Below are 18,780 nucleotides of genomic sequence, written 5' to 3'. Positions count from 1 at the left end.
ATGGTACAAACGGTTTTTCGCTGTACATCCGGTTATAATATGAATTTCAGACAATTTGTACATCAATTATTTTTGTTTGTGTTGCAGCAGCCATAATTTTATATACCGGGTCATTACACCATAAGAGTTTATATAGGCACTTACAAATCCGGGAAAACCATCCATAAATCCTCTTTTCAGGATGTATTCACTGAAAAAGCGGAAAGCCGGTTTGACGAGGATATGGAACAGGTTTGCCTTTTTACCTGTGGCAAACATTTCCCTGGCCTGTAACCACGCATAGTGGTTTTTTTTACCGATAAAATGATCGAACCCCCTGTAGGTGTAATGCATGATATGGTTTTTCAAGGCGCCTGTTTTACCTTTAACCACCAGGTTTTCATGTACAAGCTTGTTACCGAACCTGCAATGTTTCCTGTTAAACAACAGGGTTTTGGTATCGTTTTTTGCTGTTCCGTACTGCATTTCCCTTCCCATAAACATGCGTACTGTTCCCACTTCATATGCGGAACAGGTGTCTTCTTTCAGCAGTTCGGAAATAATCTCTTCCCGGAGTCCGGGCATTATAACTTCATCGGCATCGAGGATAAATATCCAGTCGTGCCGGGCCTGGTCAATAGCATAATTTTTTTGGCTGGAAAAGTCGTCGAACTCCCTTTGACAAACCGTGACAGTGTGTTGTCCTGCAATTTCCAGGGTGCGGTCTTCACTATACGAATCGATAATCAGTATTTCATCGGCAAATGCAGCAGACCGGATAGCCTGCGCTATGAATTCTTCTTCGTTAAACGTAGGTATGATAATAGTTAGTTTCGTCAATTTTACCGATTTTTAGTAAGATTTAAGGCAAAGATATATATCTGTATTCATACTTTTGCCTTTATATAGATAAATCGAAAGCATGAGCAACAAGACGATTTCGGTGATTATTAGCACTTACAATGCCGAATCCTGGCTGGAAAAAGTATTGTGGGGGTATAATGCGCAAACTTTTAAGGGTTTTGAAATGGTCATTGCCGATGACGGCTCCGGCCCGGCTACCAAAGTACTCCTGGAACGTATACAGAAAGAGGTTTTTTATCCCATAGTGCATGTCTGGCAGGAAGATGACGGTTTTCAGAAGTCGAGGATACTCAATAAGGCCATAGAGAAATGTTCGGCGGATTATATTGTAATGAGTGACGGGGATTGCATCCCGAGGAATGACTTCCTTGCAGTACATAACAGGTACAGGGAGAAAGGATATTTCCTTTCCGGGGGGTATTTTATGTTGCCCATGTCCATATCCGAAAAGATCTCTGCGGAAGATATCGAAACCGGACGGTGTTTTGATGTGAAGTGGCTGAAGGAGCACGGGCTGAAATCTTCGTTTAAGAACAACAAACTGACTTCCGGAGGTTTTAAAGCAGCCTTTTTAAATGCAATAACCCCCACCGGAGCAACCTGGAACGGGCATAATGCCTCCGGATGGAAAGGGGACATTGTGGCGGTTAACGGTTTTGATGAGCGTATGCAATACGGCGGACAGGACCGTGAGCTGGGAGAAAGACTGATGAATTACGGTATAAAGGGAAAACAAATACGTTACAGTGCCATATGTGTGCACCTGGACCATGCCCGGGGGTACAAAACCCCGGAATCCATCGCTAAAAACCAGGCCATCCGGCAGCATACCAGGAACAGTAAAAGTGTGTGGACGTCCTTTGGTATAAAGAAAGAGAAATAGATAATGGAAAATTCTAAGATATTGGTGACCGGGGCAGCCGGTTTTATAGGGTCGCATCTTGCAGAACAATTGGCTGCCGAAGGACATACGGTCTACGGGGTAGATAATTTTTCGGACTATTATGATGTGGCGCTGAAGAAAAGGAATGTAAGGGATATCCGGTCTGCAGGAGTGATTTTTATTGAAGCGGACCTGACAGGACCACTAAAGGACATCTTGCCGGGAGCTATGGATTATATATTCCATTTTGCCGCACAACCCGGAATTTCCCCGGATGTTTCCCTGCAGGAATATGTAAGGAATAATCTTTTTGCTACACAGAACTTGTTGCAATGGACAAAAGAAGAGAATAAAAACCTGCGTTTGTTCGTCAATATAGCTACGTCATCCATTTACGGAAAAGAGGCAACCCTGCCCGAGACAGCGGTCCCCGAACCTATTTCTTTTTACGGGACCACTAAGCTGGCGGCAGAGCAGTTGGTACTGGGAGAACAGCGTGTCGGAAAAATCAAGGCGTGCTCACTCCGCTTATATTCCGTATACGGCCCCAGGGAAAGACCGGAAAAACTGTATACCAAACTGATCAGGTCCATTTTCGAAGAAACCCCGTTCCCGCTTTTCAAGGGAAGCGAGAAGCATTCGAGAAGTTTTACTTATGTAGGTGATATAATAGCGGGAGTAGCCGCCGTGATAGGAAAGGAGGACGTAGTGTCCGGAGAAATTATCAATATAGGTTCGGATAAAGAATACACTACGGGGGAAGGTATAGGACTTATAGAGAAGATCATCGGAAAAAAGGCTAAAATAGAAATTACCCCGCCACGTCCCGGAGACCAGTTGCGCACTACCGCTCTTATTGATAAAGCCCGTAATTTGCTCGGATATAACCCTGCGACCTCTTTTGAAGAAGGACTTGCGAGGCAGGTGGAATGGTACAGGAATAATTTTCTTTAACGGTGAAGGACCAAAGAAAAAGCCCCCGACTAAAATTCATATCCCATGAAAGATAACTTTTCCGGACATTCCGGTGCTTATTCCAGGTTCCGTCCGGGGTATGGCCCGGAACTGATATCTTATCTCGTTTCACTTGCCGGGCAACGGGAATGTGCCTGGGATTGCGGTACGGGCAATGGCCAGCTTGCCGTAAAGCTGGCAGATTATTTCGAAGAGGTGTACGCTACGGACCTCAGTGAGAACCAGATAAAAAATGCAGAGCAAAAGAAGAATGTGCGGTATAAGGTGGAAAATGCCGAAAGCACAGGTTTTTCCGACGACCGGTTCGACCTGATCACCGTGGCCCAGGCTATTCACTGGTTTGATTTTGCCGCATTTTATGCCGAAGTGAGAAGGACCTTGCGAAAGGACGGGGTGTTGGCGGTATTGGGTTACGCCCTTCTTCGGACAGATGAAAGCACGGACAGGGTGATCCGGAAACTTTATTCCGGTATCCTCGGTACATATTGGGACCCCGAAAGAAAGTATATAGATGAGTTATACCAAACCATTCCTTTTCCGTTCCGCGAAGAAAAAACTCCCGTATTCCGGAATGAATACCAATGGACCCTGGAGCAACTCTGCGGTTACCTGGAGACATGGTCGGCCGTAAGGCATTATATCCGCAGAAATGACAGGAACCCGGTGGCGATGATCTATGACGAACTGAAAGAAAGCTGGGAAGGCCGGGAGACCAAAACCGTCACTTTCCCCATTATGCTTCGTGTGGGGCGGACAGACTGATCCGGTACCTTTAATAACATACGCTCGAAAAACCGATCTTTTCCGGTAGTGTCAGCTGCCCTAATACTCCGAAGAAAAATGCAGTTTTACCGACGGGTATTTCTGTTGTGTCATTTGTATGGAAAAGGCAGAATCTGCCAGGAATACCAGTTGTCCCTGTTTGTCCGTAGCCAGAAATTTCTGTTTAACCCTTTTGAATTCTGCAAATTCTTCGCTTTTCGGGTTTTCCGGTTCTACCCAGCACGCTTTGTGGACAGGGAAGTTTTCATAGGTACATTTAGCCCCGTATTCGTGTTCCAGGCGGTACTGTATGACTTCGTATTGCAGTGCCCCGACGGTGCCGATTACTTTACGGCCGTTAAGCTCGAGGGTGAAAAGCTGGGCTACTCCTTCGTCCATCAGCTGATCGATCCCTTTCATCAATTGCTTGGCTTTCATGGGGTCGGCATTATTGATGTAACGGAAGTGTTCCGGTGAAAAACTCGGAATCCCCTTGAAGTTGAGTATTTCACCTTCAGTAAGTGTATCTCCTATCTTAAAATTTCCCGTGTCATGAAGCCCTACGATGTCTCCTGCATAGGAAATATCCACAATCTCTTTCTTTTCTGCAAAGAAGGCATTGGGACTGGAAAACTTCATTTTTTTATTATGCCTTACGTGCAGGTACGGTGTGTTCCTTTCAAAAGTACCCGAAACGATCTTTATAAAGGCGAGACGGTCCCGGTGTTTGGGGTCCATGTTGGCGTGTATCTTAAAGACAAAACCGGAAAAAGTCTCTTCATCCGGCTTAACCAGTCGCTCTTCACTTTGTTTAGGCCTCGGAAAGGGTGCTATGTCTATAAAACAGTCCAGTAATTCCCGTACGCCGAAATTGTTTAATGCCGAACCGAAAAATACAGGCTGCAATTCACCTTTCAGATAGGCATCGCGGTCAAACCCCGGATATACGCCGTGTACGAGTTCCAGGTTTTCCCTTAGTGAATCCGCCGCATTCGCCCCAATAATCCCGTCCAGTTCCGGGTCTTCTATATTATCAAAGGCAATGGTTTCTTCTATGTTCTTTTTACTGTCCCCGCTAAAGAGGTTGATGTTTTTCTCCCAGATATTGTAAATTCCCTTAAAGTCATACCCCATACCAATGGGGAAACTAAGCGGGGTAACCTGCAATCCGAGTTTTTGTTCCACTTCATCCAGGAGATCAAAAGCATCTTTTCCTTCCCGGTCCAGTTTATTGATAAAAACGATCATTGGAATGTTCCGCATCCGGCATACCTGTACCAGTTTTTCCGTTTGTTCCTCGACCCCTTTGGCAACGTCTATTACAACGATAACGCTGTCTACGGCCGTAAGGGTACGGAAGGTGTCTTCTGCGAAATCCTTGTGTCCCGGCGTGTCCAGGATATTTATTTTCTTGTCTTTATAGTTAAAGGCCAGCACGGAGGTGGCAACGGAGATACCTCTTTGCCTTTCTATTTCCATAAAGTCGCTCGTGGCCCCCTTCTTTATTTTATTGCTTTTTACGGCTCCCGCTTCCTGGATGGCCCCTCCGAAAAGAAGTAATTTTTCCGTTAATGTGGTTTTTCCGGCATCGGGGTGTGAGATGATACCAAATGTCCTTCTTTTGCTGATCTCTTTAACTAAGCTCATAGATTCTCGTATTGCGGTTGCAAAAATAGTATTATAATACAAATCATTAAAGGTTAACGAAGTTTCATTTTTAATATCGATCTCCTGAGATGGTATTTGGAACTTATCGGAGTACCTCATGAACGTATTCCCGGCATATTTACTTCAAAAGTTTTTACAACTTTTTTGAGAAAAAGCTTTAATGGGTGTCGTAGGGATGTTTTTCTTTTTGCCGGTAGAAATTTAATAGTCTGTTTCTTTCTTTTATGAGTGTAAAAAAACAGTACAGGAAATCGCATATTGAAAGTTTAGTTTTATATTAGTATCCCGAAAAGTGTCTTTCGGAGAATTTTTCGAGATGCAATATTGCATTTCAGGGCGATTAAATGTGAAATTATGAAGAAAAAACTACTACTGTTACTTCTTTTGGGGATGACCTGGTCTTACGCACAGCAGCGGACTGTTGCGGACCGTTATTTTGAGAAACTTGCTTATGTAAAGTCGGCAGACCTTTATGCAACACTGGTCAAAAAAGGAGATTCGTCTATGCACGTACTGAGCCGGTTGGGTGACTCCTATTACTATAATACCAATATGAAAGAAGCCGAGAAATGGTACGGGATCTTACTGTCCAAATACGGGGAAGAGGTTAAACCGGATTATCTTTTCCGGTATGCACAGGCCCTGAAAGGCAATGAGAAATATGAAGAAGCCGTAAAATGGATGAAAGCTTCCGCCGAAAGAGGGGGGAGCGATCCCGAAATGTTACGCCTGCTGGAAGAAGGAGATTATTATACCCGTCTGACCAACCCTAAGGCGCGTTTATTCGGTAATGTACATAACCTGGCCATTAATACGGAGTATTCGGATTTCGGATGTTTCATCTTCGGGGCCCGGTTTTATTTTGCATCCACACGGCCATCCAAAGGGAGAACCAAAATATACGACTGGAACAAGCAGCCATTTCTTAATATCTATGCCGGGAACAGGATAGGTAACGAGATAGACGAAGCGCATAAGCTGGAAGGGGAGATCAATACTCAGTATCACGAAGCCACCATGGTTATCACCGGTGATGGCAAAACAATGTATTTTACCAGGGACAATTCGGATAATGGCAGGAGGTCCGAAAAAGATGAGGAGGGTACGGTGCACCTGCAATTGTACAAAGCTACGCTGGACGAGGATGGAAAATGGGGAAATATTACCGAACTGCCATTTAACAATGTGAGTTATTCCGTAGGCCATCCTGCCTTAAGTCCTGACGGAAAGAAGCTTTATTTTGTTTCCGATATGCCCGGCGGATACGGTGTTACGGATATTTATGCAGTAGACATTCATGACGACGGAAGCTATGGCGAACCGCAAAACCTTGGGAATACGATTAATACCAGGGGTAGGGAAATGTTTCCGTTTATAGATAAAGACGGGGTGCTTTACTTTTCTTCCAACGGACATCCCGGCCTCGGCGGACTGGATATTCTGAAAAGTGAGCCGCAAAATGGTGGTTTTGGAAAAGTAACCAATCCCGGGGTGCCGATAAACAGTGCTCTCGATGATTTTGCTTTTATGATGAATGAAGATAATACGGAAGGGTACCTCTCTTCCAACAGGCTGGGAGGAAAAGGTGACGACGATATCTATCATTTTACGGCCAGGGAATGTACGGTTACCATAAGTGGAGTAATTACCGATAGCCGTACGGAAGAGCCCCTGGTGGAGGCATCGGTAAGGTTTATAGAACCCGGAGGGGGCGTTGTGGCAAAAGCCCTGACCGATGTAGACGGGATCTATCGCTTAAGAGGGGATTGCCTGGATGGCGCCTATACCGTAGTGGCCGAACAGGAAGATTATCGTTCGGGACAGAAAGAGGTAGATGTAAAAGGGAAAGAAGAGGCGAAAGCGGATATAGCCCTTACACCGCTTATTATTGAAGATGAGATCGTCATTAAACCTATCTATTTCGATTATAATAAATGGGATATCCGTCCGGATGCGGAATACGAACTGGAACATATAGTAAATGTTATGAATGCGCATCCGGAGATGGTGATCAGGATAGAATCGCATACCGATTCACGTGGAAATGACGCTTACAATGAAAAACTTTCCGATAACCGCGCCAAAGCTACCCGCGACTATATCTATTCCAGGGGTATTGCCGAAGACCGCATAGAAAGCGCCATAGGGTACGGAGAAAAACAATTGCTGAATAATTGTGCCAACGGGGTAGACTGCACCGAAGAAGAACACCAGATGAACAGGAGGTCCTCTTTTATTATCGTCAGGAAACAATAAAGAGGAAAGACGGAACAGATCGGGGTAGTCCAAGGTATTGACTATTGGACATAAAACAAATAAGCTATCTTTTACAGATGGCTTTTTTGTTTGTAATCCGGAAGGTATGGCAAGATTTTCGGATCGCCGGAACAATTCTGAAAGTAGATCTCGTAACCCATATCCATGCTGCCGGGAACGGAGGTAAGGCATACCGTGCGGTTAAGGATTAGCTGAATTCCTGACCTTCGGAAGCAATGTCCCGGCTCTCCTGTTTTCGGAATTACGGGGCTTTGAACTTTATAAGTAAAGGAGTAACTTTGCACAAAATTTAAAAAAGCAAATGGCGACAAACAGAACATTTACCATGATTAAACCCGATGCGGTAGAAAACGGGCATATCGGGGCTATCCTAGAAAAGATCACAGCTGCCGGTTTCAGGATCGCAGCTATGAAATACACGCAATTGAGCAGGAGAGATGCGGAAGAGTTTTATGCTATTCACAAAGAACGTCCTTTCTTTGGTGAACTGGTAGATTTTATGACCAGGGGGCCTATTGTAGCGGCTATACTTGAAAAAGAAAATGCCGTTGAGGATTTTCGTGCACTGATCGGGGCCACCAATCCGGCAGAAGCCGCGGAAGGGACTATCCGTAAATTATATGCGACTTCCATAGGGGAGAACGCGGTACACGGCTCGGACAGCGATGAAAATGCAGCTATAGAAGGCGCATTCCATTTTTCCGGAAGAGAAATATTTTAATAGGTAATCATCAGTAAATGTGCCAATGTGTTAATTAGCAAATGATCACATTGGCACATTAGCTATTTTTATTATGTAGGGGGAATGTGTTACCTCAGGACCAGCTTTTTTACCAGTTCTTTTCCCAGTTCATCATTGATCATCTTTACGATCTTCTCCCTGCCATAGCTGAGTTCTTCCCGAAGTACGGAAGACGTAAGGTTTACATAAAGAGTATCTCCTTTTAATTGAATGTCTGAAGTGTAGTTGTTAATACCACTGCCCATAAGTTGTTTCCAGGCATCACGGACATCGATCTTGTCCATTCCCGGTTGCAGCCTGTTTTCGTCTATAAACGCTCTCAGTGCTTCCGACAGAGATATGTGTTCGCTATATCGCTTTGCCATTTCGCGTTTGCCTGTTTATTTGTTAAGTTAACGAGTTATCGGGTGTATGTACGTTGCCTGACTAACTGAATAACCTGGTGCCGGCAACTAAACAGCAATTTCATTGCTTATCAGAACCTCTGTACCTTTCAGTGCAATGTGGTCTAGTGTTGTAATGCCTCCAGGTCCATAGGCTCGAACCGTTTGTAAAAGTAGTTCAAATTATCCGTATTCCGAAGTATAAGCCGTTCTTTAGTTGCCTTTATTACCTTTTCTTCCCACTGGCTGAGTGAGGTATGGTAATGCAGTGAAATATTGCCGTCTTCTACGGTTATTGTAAAATTTTCCCTGTCATCCGAACCGTAAAAACTACCGTCAAGACCGGGTTGCAGTTTTTTGCGGAAGCCGCTGCTGTCGGCCGTTATTTCAATATAATCTACAGTGGTGTTTACCTTGTATTCCTTTTCCTGCCCGTCCGGAAATTCGACTTTTTTAATTTCCCAGTACCCGTTCATGTTCTTTAACTGCTCCTTCGGGCTTTGCGTACAGCCCCAGGTCATGAAAATTACGGAAAGGAGGAGTGCTGTCCGGATTGAGGATTTATAATATATGTTTACCATACTCATAGCCTGAACATTTTATAAGATTGATGGGTTTCCTTTACTACCGCTTCGGTCCGGTCCGCATGCGTATCGCTGATAAAGAGCTGCCCGAAGTTTTCATCCATGAGCTTTACGATCTGTGCTACCCGGTTTTCGTCAAGTTTGTCGAAAATGTCGTCAAGCAATAGGATAGGGGTTACCCCGGCCTGTTGTTTTATAAAATCGAACTGGGCGAGCTTAAGTGCTATCAGGAAAGATTTCTGCTGTCCCTGGCTGCCGAATTTTTTTATAGGGAACCCTTCTATTTCAAAGTTGAGGTCGTCCCGGTGTATCCCGGTACTGGTGTATTGGAGGGCTTTGTCCTTATTTACGGAAGTCCTCAGCAATTCGTCCAGCGGTTGTTCCGATAGCTGGCTGCTATAGGAGATATTTACATTTTCTTCATTCGCCGAAATACCGCGGTACCGTTCCCGGAAAATGGGAATGAATTCTTCGAGGAAATGTTGCCGGACCCGGAATACTTCCGTTCCGTAAGTGTGCAACTGTTCATTATATATAGATAAGGTATCATGATCGTAGGTATGGTTCAGGGCGAAGTATTTTAACAGGGAGTTACGCTGGGCGAGCGTCCTGTTATAGAGGATAAGCCGGGTAAGATAGTTCTTGTCGGACTGCGAGATAACGCTGTCTATGAGTTTTCGCCGCGTTTCGCTCCCTTCGATGATGAGGTCGCGGTCGGCCGGGGAAATAATGACCAGTGGCAAAAGGCCTATATGGTCCGATAATTTTTCGTAAAGTTTGCCATTGCGTTTAATAGCCTTCTTCTGTCCCTTTTTCAGGCTGCATATAACGTGTTCCTGTAATTCTTCCTTTTCGAACTGTCCGTCGATAACGAAGAAATCTTCCCCGTGCCTGATATTTTGTATGGCAATGGGATTGAAATAGCTTTTTCCGAAGGAAAGATGGTAAATGGCATCCAGAACATTGGTTTTTCCGATACCGTTGTTACCTACAAAACAGTTGATCTTTTCGTCAAATTCAAAATCCTCCGAACTGAAATTCTTATAGTTAACTAATGATAATTTTTTTAAAAACATTCCCTTTTAAGCTGTGGTTCTTATTGGTGTTCGCTGCCCGAAAGTTGCCTAAACTAATGAAAATAATCGAATAAATACTCTTCCATATATCAATAAAAATTATATTTTTGCGGCACAAATAAAGTCTGAAGATGGCAACGTACAAGAAACGAGGATATAAACCACAAAATAAGAAAGAAGAAAAGGAACTGGAAGAAGCGCACAGTACAACGGCCGAAGTATTCGGTACGCTGGACGAAAGTGCATCCAGGACGGAAGCCTGGGTGGCCAAAAACCAGAAGTATATCTTTATAGGTATAGGAGTGGTGGCCGTGGCAGTACTCGGATTTTTGGGGTATCAGGAGTTTGTGAAGAAGCCTAAGAACATAGAAGCTGCGAATGAGTCTTTCTTTGCACAACAATATTTTAACGAAGCGGTAAACGGAACCAATAAGGATTCGCTCTATACGCTTGCCCTTAACGGTGCGGAAGGAAAATACGGTTTCCTGGACATTATAGATAAATATAAAGGTACGGATGCCGCTAACCTGGCCAATTACAGTGCCGGAATGGCATATCTGAATATGAATAAATACCAGGAAGCGATCACTTACCTGCAGGATTTTTCTACACAGGATGCAATTCTGGGGCCATTGGCCAAAGGAGGGATGGCAGATGCTTTTATGCAACTGGATCAGCCTGAGGAAGCCCTGGGGTATTATGAGGATGCTTTTGCTGCGAGTAAAAACGAATTTACCACGCCCAGATTTCTTTTTAAAGCGGGGATTGCCGCTCAGGAACTGGGACAAAAAGAGAAAGCCCTGAAATATTTTAACCGGATCAAGAAGGAATATCCTAACTCGGAAGAAGGCAGGACCATAGATATTTACATAGGAAAGTTGGAAAGCTCCAAATAATGGCTACCGAAAATAAAAACTTATCACATTACGATAAAACAACGATCCCAAACGCGAAACCTTTTCGGTTTGGGATCGTTGTTTCGGAATGGAACGAAAACATTACCGAAGGACTTTTTGACGGTGCCCGGGAAGCCCTGCTGGACTGTGGCGCATTGCCGGAGAATGTGATCCGGTGGAATGTGCCCGGCAGTTTTGAGCTGACATTCGGTTGCAAAAAAATGCTGGAAACCCTGGATGTGGATGCCGTAATAGCTATAGGCAGTGTGATACAGGGCGAAACCAAGCATTTTGATTTCGTATGCAGTGCGACGGCACAGGGTATCAAAGACCTGAACGTAAAATACGATCGTCCGGTGATTTTCTGTGTACTTACCGATAATAATATGCAGCAGGCCATAGAGCGCAGTGGCGGAAAACACGGTAATAAAGGTACCGAAGCTGCCATAGCGGCGATAAAAATGGTTGTCCTCGGCGGATAATTCCGGGTTAACGGCTGCAAATAATCATACATGCGGGCAGGAGATAAGTTCCTGTGTCCCCGTTGTCCTTTGTTGCTTCAAAAATTAAATCGCCGTCTACTTACATTTTTGTAGTATTTTCAGTAATTTTGGGGGTAGAGAGTTATGGGAGTATTTAAGACGCGAAAAAATAAGAAGTTCAGTTATACCCCTCGTTACTATAAAAGTGACAAGGAAGGGAGCCCTTTTCAAATGGAAGGACGTTTCGAGAAATTCCGCAGGGCTACGGGTGACAGTAAAGGACTTAAGAACAAAATAAACAATGCCCTGGAGGACATGAAAGGTAATCCGGACCGCAGGGCAAACCGGACCGTACTTATTATTGCGATTATTTTAATCCTCCTGTTCCTTTTTATCATCGATTTTGACCTAAGCATTTTCACCTTCAAAATATAATGGCAGATATCATACAGCTTTTACCGGATCATGTTGCTAACCAGATTGCGGCAGGAGAGGTGGTACAAAGGCCTGCTTCTGTGGTGAAGGAACTCATAGAAAATGCCGTGGACGCCGGTGCTACGGAAATCAAGCTAATCGTAAAAGATGCGGGAAAAACGCTTATACAGGTAGTGGATAACGGCCTGGGGATGAGCCCTACGGATGCCCGGTTGAGCTTTGAACGGCACGCCACTTCCAAGATACGTTCGGCAGAAGACCTGTTTCAGCTGGGGACCAAAGGTTTCCGCGGAGAAGCCCTGGCTTCCATTGCCGCTATTGCACATGTGGAGATGCATACGAGGCCCCGGAACGAAGAGGTGGGTACAAGGATACGTATAGAAGGCGGTAAGGTGGCAGAGCAGGAAGCTGCCGTTACCGCAGAAGGGACTTCCATTGCGGTAAAAAACCTGTTTTTTAATATTCCCGCAAGGAGGAATTTCCTGAAATCGGACCAGGTGGAACTCCGTCATGTTATAGACGAATTCCAGCGTGTTGCCCTGGCCCATCCCGATGTCCATTTTGAAATGTACCACAACGGCAATGACCTCTTTTCGTTACCTGTTTCCAATTACAGGCAGCGTGTGGTCGGCATTTTTGGAGGTAAGACGAATGAAAAGCTGGTGCCTGTCGGGGAAAACACGGAAGTCGTCAGGTTATCCGGTTTTGTCTATAAACCCGAACATGCAAGAAAAAGCAGGGGAGAGCAGTTTTTTTTTGTAAACAACCGCTTTATAAAAAGCCCGTATCTGCACCATGCCGTGGTTTCCGCCTTTGAAGGGCTTATCAGAGAACAGGCACACCCGGGATATTTTTTGTACCTGGAGGTAAACCCGGCCACAGTGGACATTAACATCCATCCCACCAAAACGGAGATTAAATTTGATGATGAGCATACGCTTTACGCCATATTGCGGTCGGCCATAAAGCACAGTCTCGGGCAATTCAATATTGCCCCGGTACTGGATTTTGATAAAGACGCCGGCCTGGATACCCCTTACGAGTATAAAGATAAACCGATACACGTTCCTACCATTGAGGTAGATTCCGATTTTAACCCTTTCAGGGATGAGGAAGAGGATACAAAAACCGTTTCCGGTGGCAGCAGGACGGATAGTCCGGGAAAGTCCCCTTCGTGGCAACGTTCCGGGAAACAGGGAAGGCAATCCGAATGGGAAAGTTTATATGTAGGCCTGGGAGCGGAGGATAAAGCGGGATCGGACGGTTTCAGTTCGGTGGAAATCGAATCGGAAGAAGTAGCCGGAAAAACCGAAAGACAAAGCGGAAAGCTTTTTGAGGATACGCGGGATAACGGGCCGTCGTTCACAACCTATCAACTCCATAAAAAATATGTGGTGACCACGATAAAATCCGGTATGGTAATCATTGACCAGCACCGGGCACACCAGCGGGTACTGTACGAACAATTTCTGCGGCAAATGACCGTTAAGGAAGGAATAAGCCAGCAACTGCTGTTTCCTATCGTACTGTATTATTCGCCTGCAGATATGGCCCTGCTCAGGGAATTAAGGGACACACTGGAATTTATAGGTTTTGCCATTGACAGACTGGAGGGGGAGGAAATCGCCATTACCGGGATCCCGGCAAGTGTTTCCGAAAGTGAAGTAAGTATTATACTGGAACAACTGATAGCGGATTTTAAAGATGAAATACCGGACAGTAGCTTTTCGCAGACGGACAGGCTGGCGAAATCACTGAGTAAGACCCTCGCGGTACGAACCGGGGAACTGCTGAACGAAACATCGCAGGAAGCCCTGGTGAATAACCTGTTTGCCTGTAAAGAACCAACCGTGTCGCCATTTAACCGGCCTACCTATATAACCATAACCGTAGAAGATCTCGATAAAAAATTTTTATAAATGTACAGAGTAACCGAAGCCATTAAGCACCTGCTGATCATAAACGTACTGTTTTTTGTGGCGACGCAGTTGTATCACGATCAGATGATTGAACTATTTTCCTTGTGGTTCCCCAAGAATGAGAATTTCCGGTTATGGCAGATCGTTTCACATATGTTCATGCACGGTAGCTTCATGCATATTTTCTTTAATATGTATGCCTTATGGGCCTTCGGGTCACCGCTGGAGCAAATGTGGGGGCGCAATAAATTCCTCTTTTTCTATTTCTCGGCCGGATTGGGGGCCGCACTTATTCATACGGGAGTAGGATATTATCATTTTAACGAAGGAATAAAAGCATTGATGCATGCCGGGATCAAAGAAGAAGACATCTTTGCGCTACTTCGTGAAGGGAAATATAATGATTATTGGTACCAGGTAGCGCCCAAAGGTACTATAGACAACTTTCTGGGCAGCTATATCCAGCCTGCCGTAGGAGCTTCCGGGGCTATATATGGCATACTGGTGGCCTTTGCCATGATGTTTCCCAATGCGGAATTGTTTCTTATTTTTGTTCCTATTCCCATAAAAGCGAAGTATTTTATCCCGGTGCTGATAGGCCTGGACCTTTTTTCGGGAGTTACGGGATATTCCCTTTTCGGTGGCGGAATCGCGCATTTTGCACACATAGGGGGCGCCCTGTTCGGTTTTATTATGATGTGGTACTGGAAGAAGAACCAGTTTAACAACAACAGGTGGAATTAGCAAGACAAATTTTACGGGCTTGAGTCGGAGGGTTGATGAGGGACAAAGGGAGGTAAGGAATTATATATAACCGATCCGGTGAATTTTGAATGCAGGACTTACGGAAGTACTGTTATCGGTATGGAGTTAAGAGTTGGCAGGGAAAGCCCGTAAATATGAGTGTGTCTCCCGGCTTTTGGATCGGGTCTGGTAAAATTTTTAAATGAGCAGTTAAATAAAAAAGTCTAAATTGTGGATGGTATATGAGTATCAGTAGCGATATAAAATATAAATATTCGACGCTAAATATAGCGGAGAAGCTCATTGTAATCAATGTGCTGATCTTTATTCTTAATATACTTCTGGTATTTTTGTTTCAGTTATCTTCGGACTTTTTTATCCGGTGGTTCGAATTGCCGAAGAGTTTCGGTAATTTTATCCGGCAACCGTGGTCCATTATCAGTTATGCCTTTTTCCATGCGGGTTTTTCCCATATTTTCTGGAACATGCTGCTGCTCTATTTTTCGGGACGGATATTTCTCAACCTTTTCGGGGGGAGACGCTTTCTGAACGTATATTTTCTGGGGGCTATTGCAGGCGGGCTCATTTTTATGATCAGTTATAACCTGTTTCCCGCATTTGCAGGGATCAATACAACGCTTATAGGGGCTTCTGCGGCGGTTATGGCTATTTTGATATTTATCTGTACCTACATGCCCAACCAGGAGGTCCGGCTGTTTTTTCTGTTCAATATCAAGCTCTGGTATGTAGGTGTGTTTGCCGTGCTGGTAGACCTTATACAAATTCCTATCAGCAATCCCGGAGGTCACCTGGCACACCTGGGAGGCGCTTTTCTGGGGTTTGTCTATGCTAAAAATCTGTATAACGGAAGGGATATCGGTGCGGGATTCGAACGCATGATGTCGGCAGTGGTGAACCTGTTTAGGCGAACTCCGCGTACACCGCTGAAAACGGTACATCGCAATAAAAAATCAACAGCTTCGGGGAGAACGTCCTACACCGATAAGGATGACCGCCAGCAGAAAATAGATGAAATCCTGGACAAGATCAGTAAAAGTGGTTATGAAAGCCTTACCAAGGCAGAAAAGGACTTTTTGTTTCAGGCGGGGAAAGATTAAAAAAGGTTTTGTAGGCAGCATATACAATTGTCTTATCTCCCTGTATCTTTAACATTTCAACACAAACAATAGTGAAAAAACTGGGTTTCCTCAATAAGGTCGTTTTTTTCCTGAATACCGTTTTCGCGGTATTGCTGCTACTGTCTTATGTTCTGCCCTACGTTTTTCCGAAACAATTTCCCCTCATATCGGTATTAAGCCTTACGGTCCCTGTTTTTATCATCGTCAATGCTGTTTTTATGCTTTACTGGCTGATACAGTTGAAACGCCAATTCATGCTATCGCTCATTATTCTGATAATAGGGTACAAATATGTAGGGGCCATGTACAGGATCTCGGGGGAGTCCGAAAGCAGAGAAGAAGGTGTGAGATTGATGACCTACAACGTACGTATATTCAATGCGTATGGCTGGCTGGAAGGAAATATCCCGGAAAAGATTACGGAACTGGTGGAAAGGGAAGACCCGGATGTACTTTGTGTACAGGAGTTTTACCATAAGCAGGAGGATGCTTTTAACAAAAACTACCCGCACCAGTTTATTAAGTATACCACGTTGAACAACCGTACCGGACAGGCTATATTTTCGAAATATCCCATAGTGGAAAGGGGGTCGCTGGAATTTCCGAAGACGGGCAATAATGCATTGTATGCAGATATTGTAAAAGGGAAAGATACGATCCGTATTTACAACCTGCACCTCGAATCCCTGCATATCGTACCGAGTAAGGAGCATATTTCCGTAGAAAACCCCGAAGTACTTTACAAACGTATGGGAAAGGCTTTTGCACTGCAGCATCGCCAGGTGGAGATATTCGACGAACACCGGCAGAAATGCAGGCACAAAATGATAGTTGCCGGAGATTTTAACAATACGCCTTACTCCTATGTTTACAGGCAGATAAAGGGGGATATGAAGGACTCGTTTATCGAAATGGGAAGCGGTTTCGGCAGGTCTTATGACTTTGACTATTTTCCCATGCGGATCGACTTTATCCTGACTGATCCGGAGATGGAAGTTATGGCACATAAGAACTATTCCGAACGATTATCCGATCACTATCCCGTTATGGCAACGATCCGGCTGGGACAGGCTGCCCCGGAAGAAAAAGAAAAATAATATAAATTACCCGAAACACTTATCCGATGACAAAACCGGTAGTTACTATAGCGTATTGTCCCAAGTGCAAATGGTTGCTCCGTGCGGCATATATGGCACAGGAATTTTTAACCACTTTCGAGGAAGAGTTGGGAGGAGTGACCCTCCAACCCGGTGAAACAGCAGGTATATACCGGATTTATGTGAACGATCAATTACTGTTTGACAGAAAAGAATACGGGGGATTTGCCGATATCAGGGAGTTAAAGCAGTGGTTACGCGACCGTGTCCGACCCGGAAAGGACCTGGGGCATACCGATAAAGTATAATCCGTTTCAGCCCATGAGCAGGCAATCTGCCGTGTCTGCCAGGATATGCAGTAAAAGCGCCAGTCCGATAATGCGTGTGGGTTTCCAGATAAATAAAAAGATGTACAGGGCTATGGCAATATAGCTGTGCAACAGGTGAAATCCTATACTGCAACGGTTGGGGTCAAAAATGGGCTCAGCCAGGAGATGATCCGCATCAATAAGAATCCCGGCGAGGAGGATTACGCTTACTTTTATAAAATCCGGCCTGTAAAAGCGGTAAGCTACCAGTACGGGGAAAATGAAATGCAGTCCGTAATGGATAACGAATTGTAACATTTATGGATATCAAAAAGTGTTAAAACTATATTTCTTAGTACCCTGCGTATACGGAATTACTGCTGGTTTAAAAAAAACTGTTCCTGTTCCGGGTTAACCGATTAACGGGTGACCGGGTCTCCAGGTTTGAATCATTACGTGAACAGCCATTTCCGTACATTACAGGTTCACGGATGTTTATTTTTTCTTCTTTTTCCTGACAAAGCTGTAAATAATCCAGACTACCAGAATAATGATGAAATATTTGAGATAAGAAACCCGTTCTCCCGGACCATTCACCGTGGTAAATACCCTGTCCCAGCGAACGCTTTTGCTTATTTTGTCCCAGCTGAACCAGATAAACACCGGCTTTCCTACCACGTGATCGAACGGAACATATCCCCAGTAGCGGCTGTCTATGGAATTATCCCTGTTATCACCCATCATCCAGTAGTAGTCCTGCTTAAAGGTATAGGAATCCGCAGGTTTTCCGTTGATGATGATTTCATTCCCTTTTATGTCCAGGGTATTGTTTTCGTATTCCCGGATTATTCGTTTGTATAAAGGCAGGTTGTCACGGGTAAGTGTTATGGTACTGCCTTTTTCGGGAATATAAACAGGCCCGAAATTATCTGCACTCCATCCGGTGTCACCGGTGTTGGGGAAAAGACGGGGATTTGGCGTTCCGGCGGGCTCTACCTGTCTTTCCACACTTTCTACATTCGGGCTTTTGGCCAGGCGCTGAGCATTTTCTTCGGTAAGGGCAATAAAGAAGTAGTCACCGTTGGACATTTGCCCGAAATTATCCGTAACATCAAACCTTTCGTACATATAAGCCCTGCTGAGGTCGCTGCCGTTGGTTTTTACGATATAGGAATACTGTGTTCTGGCGCGGTCGGGCAATCGGGTCTTTTTACCGTTGATGTAGACATAACCGTCTCTTATTTCGAGGGTATCGCCGGGGATACCGACACATCGTTTCACGAGGTTGGTCTTTTTGTCTATGGGCTTGTAATAGTTTCTGTCCGGGTGAAAATCATTCATATCCCGAAGCGTATCGGCAGGCTGGTTGAATACCACGATTTCATTGCGTTCTATCTTCTCAAATCCCGGGAGCCGCATATAAGGCAGCTGGAATTTATTGGCCAAGGAAGTGTTCTTTTTAGAAATGTCATCATTAAACAGGTAGGATTTAATTCCCAGTCCGGGAATGGTGTCGTGAACCATAGGTGCGGCAATCGTGGTCATCGGAATCCTCGCCCCATAGTGA

The 18,780-nt window shown here is 44.7% G+C and carries 20 protein-coding genes; 13 read left to right on the top strand and 7 right to left on the bottom strand.

Going from position 1 to position 18,780, the window contains the following annotated elements:
- Positions 1-66: 66 nt before the first annotated feature.
- Positions 67-819 carry a glycosyltransferase family 2 protein gene (locus ED312_RS21935; protein WP_123218161.1) on the bottom strand — a complete coding sequence of 251 codons (753 nt, stop codon included), beginning with the start codon at positions 817-819 and terminating at the stop codon, positions 67-69.
- An 82-nt stretch (positions 820-901) separates the two neighbouring features.
- On the opposite strand from ED312_RS21935, the gene ED312_RS21930 reads away from it, so the two are divergent.
- The 3 genes from ED312_RS21930 to ED312_RS21920 are packed head-to-tail and all read left to right on the top strand — an operon-like array spanning position 902 to position 3,463.
- A complete protein-coding gene (locus ED312_RS21930; protein ID WP_123218160.1) occupies positions 902-1,726 on the top strand; it encodes a glycosyltransferase family 2 protein in 825 nt (274 codons plus the stop codon).
- A gap of 3 nt (positions 1,727-1,729) precedes the next feature.
- A complete protein-coding gene (locus ED312_RS21925; protein WP_123218159.1) occupies positions 1,730-2,680 on the top strand; it encodes an NAD-dependent epimerase/dehydratase family protein in 951 nt (316 codons plus the stop codon).
- Between the two features lie 45 nt (positions 2,681-2,725).
- Complete coding sequence (locus ED312_RS21920; protein WP_123218158.1) at positions 2,726-3,463, top strand: class I SAM-dependent methyltransferase; 738 nt, start codon at positions 2,726-2,728, stop codon at positions 3,461-3,463.
- 60 nt (positions 3,464-3,523) lie between these two features.
- Here ED312_RS21920 and ED312_RS21915 read toward each other — a convergent pair whose 3' ends face one another.
- The gene (locus tag ED312_RS21915; RefSeq protein WP_123218173.1) at positions 3,524-5,110 is read right to left on the bottom strand and encodes a peptide chain release factor 3; all 1,587 of its coding nucleotides are present in this window, start codon (positions 5,108-5,110) and stop codon (positions 3,524-3,526) included.
- A 375-nt stretch (positions 5,111-5,485) separates the two neighbouring features.
- Here ED312_RS21915 and ED312_RS21910 point away from each other — a divergent pair, with 375 nt between their 5' ends.
- Together ED312_RS21910 and ED312_RS21905 are read left to right on the top strand one after the other, a co-directional pair.
- The gene (locus ED312_RS21910) at positions 5,486-7,387 is read left to right on the top strand and encodes an OmpA family protein (protein WP_123218157.1); all 1,902 of its coding nucleotides are present in this window, start codon (positions 5,486-5,488) and stop codon (positions 7,385-7,387) included.
- 322 nt (positions 7,388-7,709) lie between these two features.
- Complete coding sequence (locus ED312_RS21905; RefSeq protein WP_123218156.1) at positions 7,710-8,129, top strand: nucleoside-diphosphate kinase; 420 nt, start codon at positions 7,710-7,712, stop codon at positions 8,127-8,129.
- Positions 8,130-8,218: 89 nt separating this feature from the next.
- Here ED312_RS21905 and ED312_RS21900 read toward each other — a convergent pair whose 3' ends face one another.
- From ED312_RS21900 to recF, 3 genes are all read right to left on the bottom strand, one after another.
- The gene (locus ED312_RS21900) at positions 8,219-8,515 is read right to left on the bottom strand and encodes a DUF721 domain-containing protein (RefSeq protein ID WP_123218155.1); all 297 of its coding nucleotides are present in this window, start codon (positions 8,513-8,515) and stop codon (positions 8,219-8,221) included.
- A 143-nt stretch (positions 8,516-8,658) separates the two neighbouring features.
- Positions 8,659-9,120 (bottom strand): lipocalin family protein, encoded by a 462-nt coding sequence (locus ED312_RS21895; protein ID WP_123218154.1) that lies wholly within the window; start codon positions 9,118-9,120, stop codon positions 8,659-8,661.
- Positions 9,117-10,193 carry a DNA replication/repair protein RecF gene (gene recF / locus ED312_RS21890; RefSeq protein ID WP_123218153.1) on the bottom strand — a complete coding sequence of 359 codons (1,077 nt, stop codon included), beginning with the start codon at positions 10,191-10,193 and terminating at the stop codon, positions 9,117-9,119. Before recF ends, ED312_RS21895 begins: the two co-directional genes overlap by 4 nt.
- A 131-nt stretch (positions 10,194-10,324) precedes the next feature.
- Here recF and ED312_RS21885 point away from each other — a divergent pair, with 131 nt between their 5' ends.
- The 8 genes from ED312_RS21885 to ED312_RS21850 all read left to right on the top strand — a co-directional run bounded on the left by ED312_RS21885 (position 10,325) and on the right by ED312_RS21850 (position 17,213).
- On the top strand, positions 10,325-11,089 hold the full coding sequence (locus ED312_RS21885; RefSeq protein ID WP_123218152.1) for a tetratricopeptide repeat protein: 765 nt from the start codon (positions 10,325-10,327) through the stop codon (positions 11,087-11,089).
- Positions 11,089-11,571: a 6,7-dimethyl-8-ribityllumazine synthase gene (gene ribH / locus ED312_RS21880; protein WP_123218151.1), complete on the top strand. Its 483-nt coding sequence runs from the start codon at positions 11,089-11,091 to the stop codon at positions 11,569-11,571. The genes ED312_RS21885 and ribH overlap by 1 nt, the downstream gene beginning before the upstream one ends.
- Before the next feature lie 144 nt (positions 11,572-11,715).
- Positions 11,716-12,006 carry a riboflavin synthase subunit beta gene (locus tag ED312_RS21875; RefSeq protein WP_123218150.1) on the top strand — a complete coding sequence of 97 codons (291 nt, stop codon included), beginning with the start codon at positions 11,716-11,718 and terminating at the stop codon, positions 12,004-12,006.
- Complete coding sequence (gene mutL / locus ED312_RS21870) at positions 12,006-13,925, top strand: DNA mismatch repair endonuclease MutL (protein ID WP_123218149.1); 1,920 nt, start codon at positions 12,006-12,008, stop codon at positions 13,923-13,925. Before ED312_RS21875 ends, mutL begins: the two co-directional genes overlap by 1 nt.
- A complete protein-coding gene (locus tag ED312_RS21865) occupies positions 13,926-14,669 on the top strand; it encodes a rhomboid family intramembrane serine protease (RefSeq protein ID WP_123218148.1) in 744 nt (247 codons plus the stop codon).
- Between the two features lie 242 nt (positions 14,670-14,911).
- Positions 14,912-15,787 (top strand): rhomboid family intramembrane serine protease, encoded by an 876-nt coding sequence (locus tag ED312_RS21860; RefSeq protein WP_123218147.1) that lies wholly within the window; start codon positions 14,912-14,914, stop codon positions 15,785-15,787.
- A gap of 71 nt (positions 15,788-15,858) precedes the next feature.
- Entirely contained in the window at positions 15,859-16,905 is a 1,047-nt protein-coding gene (locus tag ED312_RS21855; protein WP_123218146.1) for an endonuclease/exonuclease/phosphatase family protein, read from the top strand.
- Between the two features lie 26 nt (positions 16,906-16,931).
- Positions 16,932-17,213 carry a SelT/SelW/SelH family protein gene (locus tag ED312_RS21850; RefSeq protein WP_123218145.1) on the top strand — a complete coding sequence of 94 codons (282 nt, stop codon included), beginning with the start codon at positions 16,932-16,934 and terminating at the stop codon, positions 17,211-17,213.
- A 6-nt stretch (positions 17,214-17,219) separates the two neighbouring features.
- On the opposite strand, the gene ED312_RS21845 is transcribed toward ED312_RS21850, so the two are convergent.
- Both ED312_RS21845 and ED312_RS21840 read right to left on the bottom strand, forming a co-directional pair.
- On the bottom strand, positions 17,220-17,531 hold the full coding sequence (locus tag ED312_RS21845; RefSeq protein ID WP_123218144.1) for a DUF6122 family protein: 312 nt from the start codon (positions 17,529-17,531) through the stop codon (positions 17,220-17,222).
- 177 nt (positions 17,532-17,708) lie between these two features.
- Positions 17,709-18,780: S26 family signal peptidase (locus tag ED312_RS21840; protein ID WP_123218172.1), on the bottom strand; the 1,072-nt coding region annotated here is incomplete at its 5' end.

Origin of the sequence: Sinomicrobium pectinilyticum (genome assembly GCF_003725735.1) — a bacterium.
GTDB lineage: Bacteria > Bacteroidota > Bacteroidia > Flavobacteriales > Flavobacteriaceae > Sinomicrobium > Sinomicrobium pectinilyticum.
The sequence above is the reverse complement of the archived record's forward strand: the minus strand, read 5'-3'. Positions and strand labels throughout refer to the sequence as shown.

Excerpts from the sequence above, each read along its gene's own strand:
- ED312_RS21885 (WP_123218152.1), top strand. The coding sequence starts at position 10,325 with ATGGCAACGTACAAGAAACGAGGATATAAACCACAAAATAAGAAAGAA.
- recF (WP_123218153.1), bottom strand. The coding sequence starts at position 10,193 with ATGTTTTTAAAAAAATTATCATTAGTTAACTATAAGAATTTCAGTTCG.
- ED312_RS21875 (WP_123218150.1), top strand. The coding sequence starts at position 11,716 with ATGGGAGTATTTAAGACGCGAAAAAATAAGAAGTTCAGTTATACCCCT.
- ribH (WP_123218151.1), top strand. The coding sequence starts at position 11,089 with ATGGCTACCGAAAATAAAAACTTATCACATTACGATAAAACAACGATC.
- ED312_RS21930 (WP_123218160.1), top strand. The coding sequence starts at position 902 with ATGAGCAACAAGACGATTTCGGTGATTATTAGCACTTACAATGCCGAA.
- ED312_RS21860 (WP_123218147.1), top strand. The coding sequence starts at position 14,912 with ATGAGTATCAGTAGCGATATAAAATATAAATATTCGACGCTAAATATA.
- ED312_RS21900 (WP_123218155.1), bottom strand. The coding sequence starts at position 8,515 with ATGGCAAAGCGATATAGCGAACACATATCTCTGTCGGAAGCACTGAGA.
- ED312_RS21895 (WP_123218154.1), bottom strand. The coding sequence starts at position 9,120 with ATGAGTATGGTAAACATATATTATAAATCCTCAATCCGGACAGCACTC.
- ED312_RS21865 (WP_123218148.1), top strand. The coding sequence starts at position 13,926 with ATGTACAGAGTAACCGAAGCCATTAAGCACCTGCTGATCATAAACGTA.
- ED312_RS21850 (WP_123218145.1), top strand. The coding sequence starts at position 16,932 with ATGACAAAACCGGTAGTTACTATAGCGTATTGTCCCAAGTGCAAATGG.
- ED312_RS21905 (WP_123218156.1), top strand. The coding sequence starts at position 7,710 with ATGGCGACAAACAGAACATTTACCATGATTAAACCCGATGCGGTAGAA.
- ED312_RS21920 (WP_123218158.1), top strand. The coding sequence starts at position 2,726 with ATGAAAGATAACTTTTCCGGACATTCCGGTGCTTATTCCAGGTTCCGT.
- ED312_RS21845 (WP_123218144.1), bottom strand. The coding sequence starts at position 17,531 with ATGTTACAATTCGTTATCCATTACGGACTGCATTTCATTTTCCCCGTA.
- ED312_RS21925 (WP_123218159.1), top strand. The coding sequence starts at position 1,730 with ATGGAAAATTCTAAGATATTGGTGACCGGGGCAGCCGGTTTTATAGGG.
- mutL (WP_123218149.1), top strand. The coding sequence starts at position 12,006 with ATGGCAGATATCATACAGCTTTTACCGGATCATGTTGCTAACCAGATT.
- ED312_RS21910 (WP_123218157.1), top strand. The coding sequence starts at position 5,486 with ATGAAGAAAAAACTACTACTGTTACTTCTTTTGGGGATGACCTGGTCT.
- ED312_RS21915 (WP_123218173.1), bottom strand. The coding sequence starts at position 5,110 with ATGAGCTTAGTTAAAGAGATCAGCAAAAGAAGGACATTTGGTATCATC.